At 61.7% G+C, this 17,219-nt stretch carries 20 protein-coding genes; 7 read left to right on the forward strand and 13 right to left on the reverse strand.

Going from position 1 to position 17,219, the window contains the following annotated elements:
* Positions 1-64 precede the first annotated feature (64 nt).
* From F7R20_RS00620 to F7R20_RS00640, 6 genes are all read right to left on the reverse strand, one after another.
* Positions 65-352: a cyd operon YbgE family protein gene (locus F7R20_RS00620; protein ID WP_003201153.1), complete on the reverse strand. Its 288-nt coding sequence runs from the start codon at positions 350-352 to the stop codon at positions 65-67.
* Entirely contained in the window at positions 349-471 is a 123-nt protein-coding gene (gene cydX / locus F7R20_RS00625) for a cytochrome bd-I oxidase subunit CydX (protein ID WP_003201151.1), read from the reverse strand. Before cydX ends, F7R20_RS00620 begins: the two co-directional genes overlap by 4 nt.
* Before the next feature lie 23 nt (positions 472-494).
* Complete coding sequence (cydB, locus tag F7R20_RS00630) at positions 495-1,631, reverse strand: cytochrome d ubiquinol oxidase subunit II (protein ID WP_003201149.1); 1,137 nt, start codon at positions 1,629-1,631, stop codon at positions 495-497.
* Positions 1,624-3,195, reverse strand: coding sequence for a cytochrome ubiquinol oxidase subunit I (locus F7R20_RS00635; protein WP_003201147.1), 1,572 nt, complete (start codon positions 3,193-3,195; stop codon positions 1,624-1,626). Before F7R20_RS00635 ends, cydB begins: the two co-directional genes overlap by 8 nt.
* Complete coding sequence (gene cydP / locus F7R20_RS31540) at positions 3,192-3,368, reverse strand: cytochrome oxidase putative small subunit CydP (protein ID WP_033028102.1); 177 nt, start codon at positions 3,366-3,368, stop codon at positions 3,192-3,194. The genes F7R20_RS00635 and cydP overlap by 4 nt, the downstream gene beginning before the upstream one ends.
* Positions 3,369-3,536: 168 nt before the next feature.
* Positions 3,537-4,859, reverse strand: a complete 1,323-nt coding sequence (locus F7R20_RS00640) for a sigma-54 interaction domain-containing protein (RefSeq protein WP_003201142.1) — start codon at positions 4,857-4,859, stop codon at positions 3,537-3,539.
* Positions 4,860-5,085: 226 nt separating this feature from the next.
* On the opposite strand from F7R20_RS00640, the gene F7R20_RS00645 reads away from it, so the two are divergent.
* From F7R20_RS00645 to F7R20_RS00675, 7 genes are all read left to right on the forward strand, one after another.
* Positions 5,086-5,964, forward strand: a complete 879-nt coding sequence (locus tag F7R20_RS00645; RefSeq protein ID WP_003201139.1) for an MBL fold metallo-hydrolase — start codon at positions 5,086-5,088, stop codon at positions 5,962-5,964.
* A 46-nt stretch (positions 5,965-6,010) separates the two neighbouring features.
* Positions 6,011-7,681, forward strand: a complete 1,671-nt coding sequence (locus F7R20_RS00650) for a bifunctional protein tyrosine phosphatase family protein/NAD(P)/FAD-dependent oxidoreductase (protein ID WP_003201137.1) — start codon at positions 6,011-6,013, stop codon at positions 7,679-7,681.
* A 28-nt stretch (positions 7,682-7,709) separates the two neighbouring features.
* A complete protein-coding gene (locus tag F7R20_RS00655) occupies positions 7,710-8,513 on the forward strand; it encodes a sulfite exporter TauE/SafE family protein (RefSeq protein WP_003201135.1) in 804 nt (267 codons plus the stop codon).
* 40 nt (positions 8,514-8,553) lie between these two features.
* Positions 8,554-8,988 carry a YeeE/YedE family protein gene (locus tag F7R20_RS00660; RefSeq protein ID WP_003201134.1) on the forward strand — a complete coding sequence of 145 codons (435 nt, stop codon included), beginning with the start codon at positions 8,554-8,556 and terminating at the stop codon, positions 8,986-8,988.
* Between the two features lie 2 nt (positions 8,989-8,990).
* Complete coding sequence (locus F7R20_RS00665; RefSeq protein WP_003201132.1) at positions 8,991-9,410, forward strand: DUF6691 family protein; 420 nt, start codon at positions 8,991-8,993, stop codon at positions 9,408-9,410.
* Positions 9,411-9,423: 13 nt separating this feature from the next.
* Positions 9,424-9,612, forward strand: coding sequence for a YgaP family membrane protein (locus F7R20_RS00670; RefSeq protein WP_003201130.1), 189 nt, complete (start codon positions 9,424-9,426; stop codon positions 9,610-9,612).
* Between the two features lie 98 nt (positions 9,613-9,710).
* Positions 9,711-10,802 carry an ArsO family NAD(P)H-dependent flavin-containing monooxygenase gene (locus F7R20_RS00675; RefSeq protein WP_003201128.1) on the forward strand — a complete coding sequence of 364 codons (1,092 nt, stop codon included), beginning with the start codon at positions 9,711-9,713 and terminating at the stop codon, positions 10,800-10,802.
* Between the two features lie 46 nt (positions 10,803-10,848).
* On the opposite strand, the gene F7R20_RS00680 is transcribed toward F7R20_RS00675, so the two are convergent.
* From F7R20_RS00680 to F7R20_RS00710, 7 genes are read right to left on the reverse strand one after another with little or no spacing between them, the layout of a single operon-like run.
* Entirely contained in the window at positions 10,849-12,216 is a 1,368-nt protein-coding gene (locus F7R20_RS00680; protein ID WP_003201126.1) for a sensor histidine kinase, read from the reverse strand.
* Positions 12,213-12,875, reverse strand: coding sequence for a response regulator (locus F7R20_RS00685; protein WP_003201124.1), 663 nt, complete (start codon positions 12,873-12,875; stop codon positions 12,213-12,215). The genes F7R20_RS00680 and F7R20_RS00685 overlap by 4 nt, the downstream gene beginning before the upstream one ends.
* An 11-nt stretch (positions 12,876-12,886) precedes the next feature.
* Positions 12,887-13,531, reverse strand: coding sequence for a tetratricopeptide repeat protein (locus tag F7R20_RS00690; protein WP_003201121.1), 645 nt, complete (start codon positions 13,529-13,531; stop codon positions 12,887-12,889).
* Positions 13,528-14,337 (reverse strand): SDR family oxidoreductase, encoded by an 810-nt coding sequence (locus F7R20_RS00695; RefSeq protein WP_013693148.1) that lies wholly within the window; start codon positions 14,335-14,337, stop codon positions 13,528-13,530. The genes F7R20_RS00690 and F7R20_RS00695 overlap by 4 nt, the downstream gene beginning before the upstream one ends.
* The gene (locus tag F7R20_RS00700; RefSeq protein ID WP_003201118.1) at positions 14,324-14,998 is read right to left on the reverse strand and encodes a TenA family transcriptional regulator; all 675 of its coding nucleotides are present in this window, start codon (positions 14,996-14,998) and stop codon (positions 14,324-14,326) included. Before F7R20_RS00700 ends, F7R20_RS00695 begins: the two co-directional genes overlap by 14 nt.
* On the reverse strand, positions 14,995-16,476 hold the full coding sequence (locus F7R20_RS00705; protein WP_003201116.1) for an AMP-binding protein: 1,482 nt from the start codon (positions 16,474-16,476) through the stop codon (positions 14,995-14,997). Before F7R20_RS00705 ends, F7R20_RS00700 begins: the two co-directional genes overlap by 4 nt.
* Positions 16,466-17,143, reverse strand: a complete 678-nt coding sequence (locus F7R20_RS00710; RefSeq protein WP_003201114.1) for a thermostable hemolysin — start codon at positions 17,141-17,143, stop codon at positions 16,466-16,468. Before F7R20_RS00710 ends, F7R20_RS00705 begins: the two co-directional genes overlap by 11 nt.
* Between the last annotated feature and the right edge of the window lie 76 nt (positions 17,144-17,219).

The raw sequence follows: 17,219 nt of genomic DNA on the forward strand, positions 1-17,219 counted from the left end.
CTGCCGCGTCGGCAGGTGAGTTTTTTGATCACCGTCCGGCCATCGCCGGGCTTCTCGTCAGGCCTCAGTGCAAGAACTTCAACCCGCCGGCAAGCGCAAGTGCCCCCAGGCAGGTCCAGCCCGAGAACATCCTTCGCCAGACAAGCCTGCGCGGAATGAACCCCACCCCTCTTACAAAGGCCACGCTCATGGCGATGAACAATGCCGTTGCCAGCGCATGGTCGGCTTTCCCATCCGGCGCCGTCATCAGTGGCGGGTAGAGCGTACAGGCCAACATGATCGTCACCGCGACGGCCAGGCTCAGCCGATGCAGCCGTGACGAGGGCTGCACGTCAGCGACATCCGGCGTCATGGCTGCGCCTCGTCACGGTCACTCATGGCTCGTCCTGCCTCGTTCTCACCCCACATTGCATTGAGTATCGCCAGCAGCAGTGCGAAACCGACTCCCAGCATCCAGGCGAAATACCACATATTGCTTTACTCCTCTGTCGACACTAGTACGCCGAATGTTCGTTGGCCTTGATCTGGGTGGCCGTGACCTTGCCGCGCATGACGCGATACGCCCAAGCGGTATAGATCACGATCAATGGCATGAAGAACAACGTGGCCCAGAACATGATGGCCAGGCTCAGGTGACTGGAAACACTGTCCCACACGGTCAGGCTTGCCGCTGGCATCGATGACGACGGCATGACAAAGGGGAACATCGATACCCCTGCCGTACTGATGACGCCCACCACCGCGAGCGAAGACGCAACGAACGCGCAAAGGGTACGGCGCCTCATCAGCAACAGCGCCGCACCGGCTGCGCCGGCCAGTCCAAGCGCGGGCAGCAGCCACAACCAAGGATAGCGACCATAGTTGGCCATCCAGGCCCCCGCCTCCCTCACGACCGACTTGCCGAGAATGTCAGGCAACCCGGCGGTATCCACGAGCGACGTGATGCGATACCCCTCGATCCATTGCAGCCAGATACCCGCTATGACGAACGAACACACCAGCACGATGGCAGCGCCTAACGCGCCTTTGATCGCCCGGGACTGAATCCCACCCTCGGTGCGATGGGCCAGGTACGTGCCCCCCTGCAGCGTAATCATGGCGCTGCTGACCAGGCCGGTCAGCAGCGCGAAAGGGTTGAGCAACTGCCAGAAGCTGCCGGTGTACGTTGACACCAGGTACTCATTGAAGTGGAACGGTACGCCCTGCAACAGGTTGCCAAATGCGATGCCGAACACCAGCGGCGGCACGGCCCCACCCACGAAAAGCCCCCAATCCCAGGTACTGCGCCACATCGGATGGTGGATCTTGCTGCGGTAGTCGAAACCCACCGGGCGGAAGAACAACGCCCAGAGCACCAGGATCATCGCCCAATAGAATCCGCTGAATGCAGTGGCATAGACCACCGGCCATGCGGCGAACAACGCGCCACCGGCCGTAATGAACCAGACCTGATTGCCATCCCAATGCGGCCCCACGGTGTTGATCACGACACGGCGCTCCATGTCATTGCGACCCACGAACGGCAGCAGCGTGCCGACGCCCATGTCGTGGCCATCCATGATGGCGAAACCTATCAGCAGGACGCCGACCAGCGCCCACCAGATGATCTTGAGCGTGAAGTAATCAAGCATGGTGAAGCTCCTTCAACTTGGCGTCGTGGACATACCGACCTGTACCGAGGCTGCCGGGCCCCTGGCGGGCGAACTTGACCATCAGGAACATTTCCACCGCCAGCAGCACCGTGTAGAAAACGACGAACCCAGCCAGTGAGCCGTAAAGGTTATCGACGCTGAGGGTGGAAACGCTCATGTGGGTCGGCAACACACCGTAGATGGTCCAGGGTTGGCGGCCGTACTCGGCCACGAACCAGCCCAGTTCACAGGCGAGCCATGGCGCAGGCAGCATCAACAGTGCGCAGCGCAGCAACCCGCGATGATGTGCGCCGCTCGATTTCAAGGTGCTCCAGAAGGCCAGCCCGAAAAGCACGAGCATGGCAAAGCCCAGGCCGACCATGATCCGGAACCCCCAGAACATCGGGGTCACGCGCGGTACGGTATCGTTCACAGCCCTGTCGATGATGGCCGGCGAGGCCTGGTTGACATCCTCGACGTACTTTTTGAGCAGCAGGCCAAAGCCAAGATCGGCCTTGTACGCTTCGAAGGTATCGAACGCGGCCTTATCGGTGCGATCGGCGCGCAGTGCTTCAAGCGCATTGACCGCAGTAATGCCCCGCAGAATGCGTGCGCGGTTTTTCGCCTTGATGTCATGAATGCCCGGAATCTGCTTGCTGACCGAGCGCGTGCCGATCAAGCCCATCATCCACGGCACATCGAGTTCCCAGTTATTCCTGGACTCGGCTTCATTGATGCTGGCCACCAGGGTCAGGCCCGCCGGTGCGGGTTTGGTTTCCCACATGGCCTCCATGGCCGCCAGCTTGGTTTGCTGCGCCTCGCCCACCGTGTAACCCGACTCATCCCCCAGGACGATGACACTCAGCACCGAGGCCAGGCCGAAGGCGGACGCCACCCGGAAACTGCGCTTGGCGAACTCGACATCACGCCCCTTGAGCAAGTACCAACTGGAAATCGACAACACAAACATCGAACCGGTGACGTAACCGGCAGACACGGTGTGGACGAACTTGGCCTGCGCCACCGGGTTGAAGACCACGGCCCAGAAATCCACCATCTCCATGCGCATGGTGATGTAACTGAATTCCGAACCCACCGGGTTCTGCATCCAGCCATTGGCGATCAGAATCCACAGCGCCGACAGGTTTGTGCCAATGGCCATCAGCAGCGTGACCAGCAAATGATGTTCTTTCTTCAGGCGATCCCAACCGAAAAAGAACAACCCGATCATGGTCGATTCAAGAAAGAACGCCATCAGGCCCTCGATGGCCAGCGGGGCACCGAAGATGTCCCCGACGTAGTGCGAGTAATACGCCCAGTTGGTGCCGAACTGAAACTCCAAGGTGATGCCGGTGGTCACGCCCAACGCGAAGTTGATACCGAACAATTTGCCCCAGAAGCGAGTCATGTCTTTCCAGATGACATTGCCGGTCATCACGTAGACGCTTTCCATGATGACCAGCAGCCACACCATCCCCACGGTGAGCGGCACAAATAGAAAGTGGTACAGCGCAGTCGCTGCGAATTGCAGCCGTGACAGATCCACCAGTTGTTCTGAGATCACTTGCTTGCCCCTTGAGCCGAGGTGGGTACGCCGAACCTGCCGCTGATGGTGTTCGAGTCGACGCTGACGCGCGAATCCTTGATGAACAGCCACCACAGCACTGTCAGCACGACCAGTTTGATCAGTACTGCTGTGAGCAGATGGCGACGCAGTCGTTTATCGGAAATAGTCATGGGGCAAGCATTAGCACGGCTCATGCCAACGCCTGAATTTATTATTTATGCTTAAAAACCAATTATTTAGCGATAAACGCCGAAGCTCAGCGATTGGTTTGGAGGGAGGAGAACCTGCCAATGACTGCCAGGGGCTGGCAGTCATTGGCAGTCAAGGCTCGATGGGGCTCAGGCCAGGCCTTGTTCTTTCAACCGCCGGTACAACGTGCGTTCACTCACGCCCAGGTGTCTGGCCAGTTCGCTGCGGGTGCCTTTGAAAGTGGCCAGGAGCTGGTCCAGGTCCCTGCTGTCGGGCGCAGGCGTCAAGGCTGGGGCGAACAACGCCACGGGGGGCGCGGGCAGATGCAAGGCGTGAATGACGCCGTCGTCGGCAAACAGCGCAGCTCTTTCCAGGACATTGCGCAGCTCGCGGATATTGCCCGGCCAGGAAAACCGCTGCAATTGCATCAGCGCCTCGGGATCGATGGTCAGTCGACGCTTACCGATCCCGGAACGTTGCAGGAATGAATCCACCAACAAGCCGATGTCTTCAAGGCGATGCCGCAAGGGCGGTAAATGGATGGGAAACACGCTGATGCGGTAGTACAGGTCCTGCCTGAACTCGCCTTTCTCGAGCATTTTCTCCAACGGCTTATGGGTCGCGGCCACCAGCCTGAAATCCGCGTGCAGGGTTTCCACACTGCCGACACGGCGATAGGTTCCAGACTCGATCAGTCGCAACAGTTTCACCTGCATGGCCAGGGGAACGTCGCCTATCTCATCGAGAAACAGCGTGCCGCCCTGGGCCGTCTCCACCAGGCCCACCTTGCGCACAGTGGCGCCGGTAAACGCGCCCTTCTCGTGGCCGAACAGCTCGCTCTCGAACAAGGTTTCGGTCAACCCGGAGCAATCGACCACGACAAAAGGCCCCGCGGCCCGCTCGCTGGTTTCATGAACGGCGCGGGCAAACAGCTCCTTGCCTGTGCCGGACTCTCCCAGCAGCAGGACCGGTAACATCGAGGGCGCTACCCGCTGCAGCTCCAGCAGCGCCTGATTAAAGGCCGGCGAACTGCCCACCAGCCCCTCGTTGCTCGGCCGTGCCGATGCGCTACGCACTTGGGTAAGACGTTCCACATAAGCGGTGATGACACCCTGCTCATTCAGGATCGGGCGCAATTCCACATCGACGTGTTCGGGCCCGCGCGGTGTGTGATGAATGTGCAAGACCCGATCCGGACTGCGCATCTCCCTGGCCTTTTTCATCGGGCAGTTCTCACCGGCCTGGTCACAAGGCACATCGTAGTGGTGGGAAACCCGATAACACTTATGGCCAATGAACGGCTTGTCGGCGCTGCCGAACTGACGCAGGTAAGCCGTGTTTGCCGCCAGGATGTTGTAATCGGGATCGAGGACGATCATCGGCTGGGGCTCGTGCTCCAGAAACGAGACCAGGGACTGCACCTGGTCTGGATGCGGAAGCAGGTCTTGGGTGGGCGGCAGGCTGTGTGTCATCGCGGCTCCAGTGATTCATCCAGCAAGGTTGACACTGCCACTATGCCAACAAACGCTGCCAATGGCAGTTCAATTGTCTGGACATCGGAAGAGACCTTGTCGGCACCCATGAATTTAAACCAATAAAATCATACGGTTAGCGTTTCTAAGCAGCCCATAATCGACATGGCAGCATTATTGCTGTGTCTGTTCTTCAAGCGGCTGAGAGCCCCGAAGGAGACCGTTCATGACCGTAAAACCGTACGTCGAAGGATTTTTCGATCCTGAGACCCACACTGTCAGCTATCTGGTGCTGGACGAAGTGACCCGCCAGTGCGCGTTGATCGACAGCGTCCTGGATTACGATCCCAAATCAGGCCGTACCACGACCACCTCGGCCGACAAGCTGATGGCCCGGGTGATCGAGCTGGGGGCGAAGGTCGAATGGATTCTTGAAACCCACGTCCATGCCGACCACCTCACCGCCGCCCCGTACCTGAAGGAAAAACTCGGTGGCACGATAGGGATCGGCAGCCAGATTACCGCCGTGCAGGAAGTCTTTGGCACGCTGTTCAATACAGGTGGGCAGATGCCCCGCGATGGCAGTCAGTTCGACCATCTGTTCGTCAATGACGAGTCGTTCACAGTCGGAACGCTGCAATGCCGTGCGCTTCACACACCGGGCCACACGCCCGCCTGCATGACGTATGTCATCAGCGACGGCCAGGAAACAGCGGCATTCGTCGGCGACACCTTGTTCATGCCCGACTACGGTACCGCACGGTGTGATTTCCCCGGGGGCAACGCGCATACGTTGTTCCGATCCATCAACAAGGTCTTGAGCCTGCCGGCCAACACCCTCCTCTACACCTGTCACGATTACCAACCGGGTGGCCGCGAGGTGCAATTTTCCAGCACCGTCGCCGAGCAACGTGCCGACAATGTCCATGTCCGTAACGGCATCAGTGAAGAAGCATTCGTGGCGATGCGCACCCAGCGCGATGCCTCGCTGGACATGCCGACGCTCATCCTGCCATCGGTCCAGGTCAACATGCGGGCCGGGCATTTCCCGGAGCCGGAGTCGAACGGCACGTGCTACCTGAAAATCCCACTCAATCGGCTCTGAAGACCCGCCCCCTCTCATAAGAAAAACCGTCATCACGGAGACAGTCATGGACATCCGCCACCTTGCGTCCGGCCTCTCGATCTCAGGGCAGATTCATCCCGACCAGATGAGTGAGATCAAAACCAGCGGCTTCCGCGCCATCATCTGTAACCGCCCTGATGGTGAAGGCAGCGATCAACCTTTGTTTGCCGACATCCAGCGTGCGGCACAAGCGATGGGCATCGAGGCGCATTACCTTGCCGCAGAGTCCGGCAAGGTGACCGACGAACAGGGCGTTGCCTTCGGTAAATTGTTCGAGTCCTTACCCAAGCCAGTGTTGGCGTATTGCCGCTCCGGCATGCGCTCGACGACGATGTGGGCCCTGTCCCAGGCCGGCCAGCAGCCCTTGCCACGGATTGTCGAAACAGCCAGCAAAGCCGGCTTCGACATGAAAGGCGTCATCCGTAGAATTGCCAACGAGGGACGCACGCCCGTTGGCGTGGCCGAAGCCCGGCATGCCGTGGTCATTGTCGGCGCCGGTGCGGCGGGCATCGCGGCAGCTTCAAGCCTATTGGCCCGCGAGCCGGGCCTGGACATTGCCATTATCGACCCGGCGGATGTGCATTATTACCAGCCCGGCTGGACCCTCGTCGGCGGTGGCGTCTTCGACGCGCACAGAACGGCCCACACGATGGGCGCGACCATTCCCCGGGGCGTGCATTGGATCAAAGCGGCTGTCGCGGCCTTCGAACCTGAAAACGACGCCATTATTCTCGATGGATGCCGCGTGGTCCGCTACGAGCAGTTGATCGTGTGCCCGGGCCTTAAACTGGATTGGCATGCCATTGAAGGTTTGCCGCAGACACTGGGGCGCAACGGCGTCACCTCGAACTATCTGTACCACCTGGCCCCCTACACCTGGGAACAGGTGCAGCAACTGCGCAGTGGCCGGGCCATTTTCACGCAGCCCCCCATGCCGATCAAATGCGCCGGGGCCCCTCAAAAAGCGATGTACCTGTGCGCCGACCACTGGAGACGCCAAGGGGTACTCGGCGATATCGAGATCGACTTCTGCAGCGCCGGGACAGTCCTGTTCGGCGTTCCCGACTACGTGCCAGCCTTGATGGAGTACGTCCACGCCTATGGGATCGACCTGAATTTCGGCAGTACGCTGACGTCTGTCGATGGACCGGCACAAACGGCGACCTTCAGGTGCGTCAAGGCCGATGGCAGTACGCACCTGGTGACGCACGACTTCGACCTGCTGCATGTGGTGCCCCCTCAGGTGGCGCCGGATTTTATCCGCGTAAGCCCTCTGGCCGATGGGGCGGGCTGGATCGATGTCGACCCCGACAGCTTGCGGCATAAGGCCTGGGCGAATATTCACGCATTGGGCGATGCGACCAATACCAGCAACGCAAAGACCGCAGCGGCGGCGCGCAAGCAGGCGCCCGTGGTCGCTCATAACGTGCTGGCGGCCATGGGCAAGGCCAAGGGCAGCGCCCATTACGACGGCTACGGTTCCTGCCCGCTGACCGTGGAACGGGGCAAGGTCGTTCTCGCTGAATTCACCTATGGCGGCAAGCTCGCCCCCAGTTTCCCGTCCTGGCTGATCGACGGTACTAGGCCTTCGCGGCTCGCCTGGCTACTTAAAGAGCGCATTCTTCCACCGCTGTACTGGAAAGCCATGCTCAAGGGCCGTGAATGGCTGGCGAAACCTGAACTGGCGGACCTATGAAATCAACCTTCACCTCCAGGAGACCGAGATGATTACCGTCCTGGTACTGGGTTTTACGGTGGGCGTGATCCTGGCGCTGACCGGTGCCGGCGGCGGCATACTCGCCGTCCCGTTCCTGGTTTTTGGCGTGGGCTTGAGCATGGCCGAAGCCGGGCCCATTGGATTGCTGGCGGTGGGCCTGGCCGCCACCCTGGGCGCCGTGATGGGCCTGCGCAATGGCATCGTGCGCTACAAGGCTGCACTGGTGACGGCCAGTGCGGGGGTCATCTGTTCGCCGCTGGGCCTTTGGTTGGCGCAGCGCACGCCCAACCGTCCGCTGACGATCCTGTTTGCCTTGTTGCTGATGTACGTGGCGTTCCGGGCATTGCAAAAATCATTGCCCTCTCATGTCAGAGCAAAGGCATCCGAAACACGCAAACCGCCGCCCTGTGTCCTGGACGAAAATCGCGGCAAGCTGAACTGGACCGGCACTTGCGCGTGGGCGCTCACGGCTTCGGGCATGGTCGCTGGGGTGCTTTCCGGACTGCTCGGCGTGGGCGGTGGTTTCGTCATGGTTCCGGCGCTCCAGCGGTACACCAATTTGACCACGCAGTCGGTGCTCGCCACGTCGCTGACCGTCATCGCTTTGGTTTCCATGTCAGGGGTGCTGGCGAGTTCGGCGATGGGCCACCTGCAATGGCCCATAGCGCTACCCTTTTCCATGGGGGCCATCGTCGGCATGCTCGGCGGGCGCCTGGTCGCCGCGAGGTTGCCGGAACCCTATCTGCAAAGAGGCTTTGCCCTGGTGTCGACGCTGGTAGCGGTCGCCCTGCTGGTAAAGGTCCTGGGTTGAAACCAGATGGAATATCAACGATGTGTAGCGGAGAACGCTGATGAATATTGACTGGCTCAACTTTACGCCGTGGGCATCCCTGGCCGGCGGCATGTTGATTGGCTTGGCGGCCAGCCTGTTCGTGGTCGCCAACGGCCGGATCGCCGGCATCAGCGGGCTGATCGGCAGCCTCTTGCAACGTGGCAGCGAAGGGCTGGGCGAGAAGGCCCTGTTTCTCCTGGGCCTGCTTGTCGCGCCGCTGTTATGGGGCGTGTTTGCCACCTTGCCGCCGATCGAGTTCCAGAACGGCTGGCTCGGCCTCACCGTCGCCGGCCTGTTGGTGGGGGTCGGCACTCGTTACGGTTCGGGCTGCACCAGTGGCCATGGCGTGTGTGGCCTATCGCGCCTTTCACCGCGCTCGATGGTCGCCACCGCGTGTTTCATGCTCAGCGGTTTCGCCACGGTATTTGTCCTGCGTCACGTGATAGGGGTTTGAACATGCGCAAACTGACGGCATTCATCGCTGGCCTGCTCTTTGGCTTCGGGCTGCTCCTGGCAGGCATGGCCAACCCGAAAAAGGTGTTGGGATTTCTAGATCTGGCCGGCACCTGGGACCCGTCCCTGGCGCTGGTGATGATCGGAGCGATTGGCACCGCCATCGCCCCCCTGGCCTGGGCGCGCCAACAGACTCAGTCGCTGCTGGGCAGCCCCATGCAGTTGCCGGTCAAGCGAGAACTGGACCCACGCCTGATCGGTGGCAGCCTGGTGTTTGGTATCGGCTGGGGCATCGCCGGCATCTGCCCTGGCCCTGCCGTGGCCATCCTGCTGACCGGACACTGGCAAGCCTTTGTGTTCATGCTGGCCATGTTGGCGGGCATGTTGTTGTTCTCCGCGCTGGAAACCCGGCGCGTCCATTGATCGGGAGATTGTCATGAAAGCCAACATTGGAACCATTGACCGGGGCGCACGTATCGCTGTGGGGCTTGTCCTCATTATCCTCAGCCTGACGGGCTTGATCGGCGCGTGGGGTTGGATCGGCCTCGTGCCGTTGGCCACCGGTTTCATGCGCTTCTGCCCGATCTATTCGTTGTTGGGCATCAAGACCTGCAAACGTAGCTGAGAGGCGCAATGGCCGTTCTTTTGGAACGGCCATTGAACCTTGCCAGTCACCCTTGGAGCTCCGCAACAGGCTCTCACTCGACCAAAGGATTCGCCGTCATGCCCCGCTCACAGCCCGATACATTTGACGTAGTCATCATCGGTGGCGGCCAAGCGGCCTTGGCGGTGGCCTATTTCCTGCGGCGTACGCCTCTGTCGTTCGTCATCCTCGACGCCCAGGAAGAACCCGGTGGTGCCTGGCGGCATGGCTGGAACTCGCTACGACTCTTTTCCCCGGCGACCTGGAGTTCGATCCCCGGCTGGATGATGCCCCCCACACAAAATGGCTATCCGTCACGAGACCACGTGATCGACTACCTCAAGCAGTATGAACAGCGCTATCGATTTCCCGTGGTGCGGCCGGTACAGGTCACCCGTGTGGAACCCACGGAAACGGGTTTGCGCGTCCATTCCCGGGACAGGCAATGGGACGCACGGGTCGTGGTCAGCGCAACGGGTACCTGGAGCAACCCCTACATCCCTCGCTACCCTGATGCGGCCTTGTTCGCCGGCCAGCAACTGCATTCGGCGGACTATGTCGAGGCGTCCCCTTTCGCTGGCAAGAGAGTCCTGGTGGTGGGCGGCGGCAATTCAGGGGCGCAGATTCTGGCCGAGGTGTCGAAAATCGCCGAGACTACTTGGGTCACTCCCGTCGAGCCACTGTTCCTTCCCGACGAAGTGGATGGGCGCGTGTTGTTCGAGCGCGCCACCGAACGCTGGAAGGCCCAACAGGAAGGTCGCGTCATCGACCAACCCGTGGGAGGGTTGGGTGACATCGTCATGGTGCCGCCGGTGGTCGAGGCTCGTGAACGCAACGTCCTTCAGTCTGTCAGGCCTTTCGAGCGTTTTATCCGCAACGGCGTGATCTGGGCCGACGGCCGCGAATCAGCAGTGGACGTGGTGATCTGGTGCACCGGGTTCAGGCCCGCCCTGCAGCACCTTGATACGCTGGGAGTGCTCAACAACGACGGCCGTGTGGAAGTCGAGGGCACCCGCTCGATACAAGAGCCCAGGCTGTGGCTGGTCGGCTACGGCGAGTGGACGGGGTCGGCTTCCGCCACCCTGATCGGCGTTACACGCACGGCACGCAGCACGGTCGACGAGATAGTCGCCTTTCTCGCCGAACAATCCACGGCCGATACGCCGGCTTGAGCCCACCACCAGGGGCTGGCCACCTGTCATGGCGTCGAGAAACCGCTTAGAAGCGCCCTATTTCCAAGGTCGCGCACAGCCCACCCTCGGTGCGATTTTCCAAGCGAATGCGCCCTCCCAGACGATCCGCGATGGTGCGCACGATCGTCAGGCCCAGCCCAGCCCCCTGGTCATTGCCGCGGCTGTAGAACCGCTCGAAGAGCCGCTCACGCTCGGTCTCGTCGATACCCGGCCCCTGGTCTTCGACTGACAGCTCGTAGTGATCGCCCTTCCTGGCCAGGCGTACGGTGATCGTGCCGTTGGCCGGCGAAAAATTGGCCGCGTTGGTCACCAGGTTGTTCAAGGCGATGTCGATGGCCACGGGGTCGATTCGAACCGGGCCGATGTCATCGCTGACGTCCAGCACCGGCTCGAGTCCCTTGCTCAACAACCAGGGCGTCAGTTGAACCAGGCTCGCACGAACCGTGGCGGGCAGGTCGATGACCGCAGGCGTCGGAACACCTGCCTGCGGTTCGAGCCGCGCCATGGTCAGCAGTTGATTGACCAGGCGCGTAGTGCGATCGACGCCAGCGATCAGGTGCTCCAGGGACTCGCGCCGGCTTTGCTCGCTTCCCGCCTCCATCAGGTTCTGTGCATGCACCCGCAGCACGGCCAGGGGCGTACGCATTTCATGGGCGGCGTCGGCAATGAAACGCCGCTCACGGCCCATCACCTCCTGGATCTGCGCCAAGACGCGGTTGAGCGCCGCCTGCATGGGCTCAAGCTCCGTAGGGAGCGGCATCATTTGCAGGGGTTCCAGTGAGCCGGGATGCCTGGCGCGCAACTTCGCCGCCATATCGACCAGGGGTTTGAGCCCCCAGCCGATGGCCAGCCAGATCACTGCGGCAAGCACCACGCTGCCGATCAGGTTGGGCACGACAGTGTGACGAACAATGCGATCGACCAGGTCGGCACGCACGTCGTCGCGCTCGCCCACCCAGATCTTCAAGCCGTATTGCGCATCGTCCAGGACGAACGCCCGCCACTTACGGTTCTTCTGGTCCACGACCTCACTGAAACCGGGCGCGCCCGGCGGTGAGGTGAACGAGGGTGCGCTGGAGGTATGAACCAGCACCGAACCTTGTGAGTTCCAGACTTGAAAAGCAATCTTGCTTTCATAGGGATGGCCATCGACCCTGGGAACCGCCTGCCCCAGCGCCGAATTGAACGCCTGATACAGCTCGGCGTGTTCCTTGCTCGCCATCGGCATGCGCATCACGCCCTGCAAGAGCCGGGCATTCTGCGCCAACTGGGCATCGTAGACCTCGGCGATTTCGTGGTTGCTGTCATGCAGGTTGAATACGGTGATGATCAACAGGCCAAGGAACAGCAGGCCGAGGATCAACGTGAGGGTACGACGCCGGATCGAACTCATCGACGCTCCTCCACCAGGTAACCGACACCGCGGATGGTGCGGATCAGGTCGGTGGAGAATTTCTTGCGCAGGTGATGGATGTGCACTTCCAGCGTGTTGCTTTCGGCCTCCTCGCTCCAGCCGTAGAGCAGCTGCATCAGATGATCGCGGGTCATGACTCGGCCCGGCGGCGAGAGCAGCTCATGGAGCAGCTGATATTCCTTGGGTGTCAGCGCCACCGGCTTGCCCTGGTAACTGACTTGCTGGGTACCGGGGTTCAGGCTGATACCGGCATGTTCGATCAACGCCTGGGCGCGGCCGGCGCTGCGGCGCAACAAGGCCCGTAGCCGGGCCTTGAGTTCCGCCAGATCGAAGGGCTTGACCAGATAATCATCGGCCCCGGCGTCCAACCCGGCGATGCGATCCTCGGTGGCATCGCGGGCGGTGAGGATCAGCACCGGCAGGTTGGAACCACTGTCACGCAAGCGCCGCAACACTTGCAGGCCGTCCATGCGTGGCAGGCCCAGGTCGAGCACCGCCAGGTCGAAGGTTTCACTGAGCAACGAATGCAAGGCGCTGCTGCCGTCCTGCACCCAGTCGACGGTATAACCTTCGCGACTCAGGGCCTGATGGATGCCCTCCCCCAAGGCCACGTCATCCTCGATCAGTAATAAACGCACATCCGCTCCTGTCAGTTCAGTTTCTTGTTCACATCCACCAGTAAAGCGTCGATCTCCTTGCGGCGCCCGGCATCGGCCGTTTCTCGACCTGGCCGCGGTGCTGCCTGCAAGGCTTTTTGCAGCGCTGCCTTGGCTTCGCTATAGCGCTTCTGACGGTAGAGGTGATCGCCCCAAAAGTACAGGCTGTCGATGCCGTTCGGGTTGAGTTGCAAAGCCTGCTGGAGCAATTGCTCGGCCTTGTCCGAATCGCCGAAACCCAGGGGCCAGCCCGGCACCCGGTCGTAGAGTGCGCCGAGGCTGGTGTAGGCCGAGCCTTGCAGGGCCTTGGGGTCCAGGGTCAGGGCTTTTTCCAGGTCGCCCTTGGCATCCTTGACCTTGCCCAGCGCGCCGATCCCACCCTTGGCACCGGCCCAACTGCTGTTGACGATGCCAGACCAGATCCACGCTTCGGCCACCGATTGGCGCTCCTGCTTGAACGCCGATGCCTGGACTGCGAGTTTTTCGAACGCATCGGCGCGTTGGCCTTCAGGCACTTCATATTGAATATGGGCCCAACTCTGCTGGATGTCGCCGAGACGTTGCTGGTCGGCCGCCTCCAACGCCCAGACGCTTTGGCTCAGGGTGCCGATCAACAGGCAAGCGAAGATTTTTTTCATGGCTTGAGGTGCTCGTTTTCGGGTTTATGACTGAGACGGCGCACCAGTGGCAACTGCTTGCGCAGGCCACGGTCCACCAGGTTGGGCAGCAGGCTGTTGAGGCCGACGAAAAAGCGTTCGGGCCAGCCCAGATACAGCTCGCGTCGGTCGCCGATAATCGCGTGGATCACCGCCGCCGCCACGGTTTGCGGGTCGTCGACGTTGGCCTTGAGGGCTTGGTTGAGCGCATCGGCCGCCGGACTGTTCATCGAGGTACGGGTGGCCCGGGGCGCTACGTAGAGCACCCCGACACGGGTATCGGCCAACTCCCGGCGCAAGGCTTCGGAAAAACCGCGCAAGGCAAACTTGCTGGCGCAGTAGCTGGCGTATCCCGGGTAACCGATTGATCCATAGGTCGAGCCGACGTTGACCACCATCGCACTGTCAGCTTGCTTGAGCAGCGGCAAGAGCAGTTTGGTCAGGCAGATCGGCGCGCTGATGTTCAGCGCCAGCATGGCGTTGATCTCGCTGTCGTCGAGTTGCTCGAGCATGGCGAAGTGGTTCACGCCGGCCGCATTGATCAGCAGGTTGATGCCGCCCTGGGCTTCGGCGGCGACCAACACTTTGCGCCGGTCGGCGAGGAAGGTCAGGTCGGCTTCGACCCAGCTCAATTGCTGCGGATACTGCTCCAGCAACGGCTGCAAGGCTTCGCGATGCCTGGCCACGGCCAGGACCCGCGCGCCACTGGCACACAGGGCGGCGGCGATGGCCTGGCCAATTCCGCCGCTGGCACCGGTCAGCACGACACGCGCATCACACAAGCGCATGTTCATGCTCCCCGTCGCGCGGCAGGCCGCGGAACATGTCGGTGTACAACCGGTACACAACCTTGGAGGCATGGATCACCGCAGCCTGGTCCGCCGGATCGTCCAGGCGGTTCATCAGGCCGCGATAGGTCTGCATATGCTCGATGTCGAGCGATCCATGGGAACTGAGGTAGCTGAACGCCGTGGGCGGCAATTCCAGGCGCTCGCGGATGCTGTCGGCGGCATGGGTCGCCAAGGCGATACTGGTGCCCTCCAGCACATTGACCATGCCGAACAGGCCTACCGGGTTGCCTCGGGCGATCAAGTCGTAGAGGTAACTGACCATCAGCTCGATGGGCAACGAGGGCTGGCCGTTGCGCACCGCTTCCTTATCGCCACCGCACACGGCAATGTCATCCAGCACCCATTGCTCGTGGCCGTACTCTTCGTCGATGTATTCGCACACGGCCTTGCGCAGCCATTCCAGGTGCGTTGGCAGCCGCGCCCCGCACGCCATCATCAACGGTACGGTATGGCGCACGTGGTAATACGCCTGGATCAGGAAGCCCCGGTAACTGGCCAGGCTGACCTGGCCGTTGAGGGCGTCACGAATGATCGGCAGATTGAACAGGGTCTGGCGTTCTTGCTGGGTGGCTTCTTGCAACGTGTCAAAAAAACTCATGATGGGGATTCCTCGGACAAGACAGATGAAGTGAGCTGCGCGCGGTAATGCTCGACGATGGCCTCCCGGCGTGGCCGGCCATTAGCGGTGAGCATGCCGTTGGCAGCGCTGAAGGGTTGGTCCAGGCGCGTCCAGTGATGGACCCGCGCGTAATCGGGCAGCGTGTCGTTGGCCTTGGCCACGGCCAGCTCCAGCGCTTGATCCGTGCAGTCGGCCCGGGCGGGCCAGAGCAGTGCATGGTTGTGCGGCATGGCTTCGCCATAGACAAAGGCCTGGGCAATGTCACCGCCCTGGGTGAGTTCGGCTTCAACCCATTCGGGGTTCACGTTGCGCCCGAAACTGGTCACGAACTGGTGCTTCTTGCGCCCGCGCAGGTAAAGAAAACCCTCTTCGTCGAACTCGCCCAGGTCGCCGCTGGGCCACCATTCGCTGGTGTGCGGTGGCTCACCCAGGTAACCGAGCAGCGTCGAGCCCTTGATCAGGACTTCGCCGTCATCGGCCAAGCGGATCTCCACATGGGGCAGCGGCTGGCCGACACTGCCGGCACGGTGGGCCTGTGGCCGATTGAGGCAGACCACCGAGGCGCATTCCGACAGCCCATAGCCTTCAAACACCGGCAGGCCAACACGCTGGGCCCGCTGCAACAAATCGTGGGACACCCGTGCCCCGCCGACGGCAGCGAATCGCACGATGTGCGGGTTGAACATCTTCTGTTCGGCAGCCGTGACCAACATCAACAGCAACTGCGGAACCAGGATCAGGCTCTGCGCCCGACGCTCGGCCAGGCATCCCAGCAGACGCGTCGGGTCGACCCCACTGGCCCCCTGGATGCCGAGGGTCTTCTGGCTGGGCAGGCTCAGCATGGCACCGGCATACAACGCCGCGTAGCAACCAAGGTTTTCCAGCAGAATCGCCAGAGGCAGTAACGCCAGGTGATGCCTGGCCTCGACCGGTTGGCTGGCCTGCTCCAGTTCACGGGCCACCCGCAACAGGCTGTCGGCGCTCAGGCAGACGCCTTTGGGCGTGCCGGTGGTACCGGAGGTGAACGTCAGCTTGGCGGTGCCCACCGGCAGACGGCTCGGCCCGTCGAAGTGCCGCCGCCAGAACTCACCACTGTGCTGGTATCCGGCAGCTTGCAGTTCCGCTTCGAACACGGGCTCGGCAATCACTCGCTCGGCCTGGCTCTGTTCCAGGCAGTGCCGACGTTGAGCCTGGCTGAAAAACCCGGGCAGGATGACGCAGGTGAGCCCTTCGAACAGTGCGGCAAGGTCCCAGAGCATCGCTTCGATGCCATTGTCCAGGGCCAGGGCGACCACGCTGATGTGTTCATCGCGCAGGCGTTGCTGGCGGTATACCACTTCGGAATAAAGCGTCGCGTAGTCGAGCTGCGAGCCGTCGCCCCACAGCGCCACGGCGTGGCCCCTGCGCTCGGCATGACCACGCAGGGTGCGCTTGAAGCGTTCCATTTCAGGCGACATGGCTGGTTTCCCCGAGGTCCGTCGGCAGTCCCAGACGATTGAACAGGCCGGTATTGCGCAGATGAATGAAACCGGCGCGGATGTTTCCGACATGAACCCACGGCTGGCTTTCGTAGTAGCGGCCCCAGAGATGGCGGTCCTCGCCGAGGCGCTGAGGGTCTGCAGGGCACAGCGTCACAGGCTTGAGACCCAGGCGATGGAAGCTGTTGACCAAGCCGATGTTGCCAGTGAACGCAACCCACTCCAGACCGCCCATGGCCAACAGATAAGTGATCGCGATGATGCTCAGCCGGGCGCTGCCCGTGTCGCTGGCGGCCAGATTGCCAACCTCGACGATGCCGGCGCGGTCCACCGGACGGTCAGCGGCGGCACTGATCAAGGGCTCGATGGGGCTGTCCAGATAACGTTCGAGGAACAGCGGCCCCTGTGCGGCGCGGCGCACGCCAGCGGCAGCGCAGAGCGTGCCGTGGACATCGTCGAGCCCGAACAGCTCCGGCATGAAGTGACGAATATCGGCACCGTGGACCTGGCGAAAACGCTGCTGGATGAACGCTTCGAACTCATCTCGCCGAGGTTGTCCCGGCAAAGCCCGGTGCAAGTGGCGAACCGGCGGGCCGGCATCGCCAAAGGCCAGCGGCAGGTGGATGTTCCAGTCGAAATCGGGCATGGGTCAACGTTCTCCCTCGGGCTATTGGGGGAAAGTATCGAGGTCGTTTCTTAACGAAGTCTGAAGGTGGAAAATT

The organism is Pseudomonas brassicacearum subsp. brassicacearum, assembly GCF_008801605.1.
GTDB lineage: Bacteria > Pseudomonadota > Gammaproteobacteria > Pseudomonadales > Pseudomonadaceae > Aquipseudomonas > Aquipseudomonas brassicacearum.

What these genes read in the sequence shown, in the direction of transcription:
- F7R20_RS00695 (WP_013693148.1), bottom strand. Translation starts at nt 14,337, where the DNA reads ATGCGCTTGTGTGATGCGCGTGTCGTGCTGACCGGTGCCAGCGGCGGA.
- F7R20_RS00690 (WP_003201121.1), bottom strand. Translation starts at nt 13,531, where the DNA reads ATGAAAAAAATCTTCGCTTGCCTGTTGATCGGCACCCTGAGCCAAAGC.
- cydB (WP_003201149.1), bottom strand. Translation starts at nt 1,631, where the DNA reads ATGCTTGATTACTTCACGCTCAAGATCATCTGGTGGGCGCTGGTCGGC.
- F7R20_RS00665 (WP_003201132.1), top strand. Translation starts at nt 8,991, where the DNA reads ATGCGCAAACTGACGGCATTCATCGCTGGCCTGCTCTTTGGCTTCGGG.
- F7R20_RS00680 (WP_003201126.1), bottom strand. Translation starts at nt 12,216, where the DNA reads ATGAGTTCGATCCGGCGTCGTACCCTCACGTTGATCCTCGGCCTGCTG.
- F7R20_RS00675 (WP_003201128.1), top strand. Translation starts at nt 9,711, where the DNA reads ATGCCCCGCTCACAGCCCGATACATTTGACGTAGTCATCATCGGTGGC.
- F7R20_RS00655 (WP_003201135.1), top strand. Translation starts at nt 7,710, where the DNA reads ATGATTACCGTCCTGGTACTGGGTTTTACGGTGGGCGTGATCCTGGCG.
- F7R20_RS00645 (WP_003201139.1), top strand. Translation starts at nt 5,086, where the DNA reads ATGACCGTAAAACCGTACGTCGAAGGATTTTTCGATCCTGAGACCCAC.
- F7R20_RS00705 (WP_003201116.1), bottom strand. Translation starts at nt 16,476, where the DNA reads ATGTCGCCTGAAATGGAACGCTTCAAGCGCACCCTGCGTGGTCATGCC.
- F7R20_RS00700 (WP_003201118.1), bottom strand. Translation starts at nt 14,998, where the DNA reads ATGAGTTTTTTTGACACGTTGCAAGAAGCCACCCAGCAAGAACGCCAG.
- F7R20_RS00660 (WP_003201134.1), top strand. Translation starts at nt 8,554, where the DNA reads ATGAATATTGACTGGCTCAACTTTACGCCGTGGGCATCCCTGGCCGGC.
- F7R20_RS00640 (WP_003201142.1), bottom strand. Translation starts at nt 4,859, where the DNA reads ATGACACACAGCCTGCCGCCCACCCAAGACCTGCTTCCGCATCCAGAC.
- cydX (WP_003201151.1), bottom strand. Translation starts at nt 471, where the DNA reads ATGTGGTATTTCGCCTGGATGCTGGGAGTCGGTTTCGCACTGCTGCTG.
- F7R20_RS00670 (WP_003201130.1), top strand. Translation starts at nt 9,424, where the DNA reads ATGAAAGCCAACATTGGAACCATTGACCGGGGCGCACGTATCGCTGTG.
- cydP (WP_033028102.1), bottom strand. Translation starts at nt 3,368, where the DNA reads ATGACTATTTCCGATAAACGACTGCGTCGCCATCTGCTCACAGCAGTA.
- F7R20_RS00620 (WP_003201153.1), bottom strand. Translation starts at nt 352, where the DNA reads ATGACGCCGGATGTCGCTGACGTGCAGCCCTCGTCACGGCTGCATCGG.
- F7R20_RS00650 (WP_003201137.1), top strand. Translation starts at nt 6,011, where the DNA reads ATGGACATCCGCCACCTTGCGTCCGGCCTCTCGATCTCAGGGCAGATT.
- F7R20_RS00710 (WP_003201114.1), bottom strand. Translation starts at nt 17,143, where the DNA reads ATGCCCGATTTCGACTGGAACATCCACCTGCCGCTGGCCTTTGGCGAT.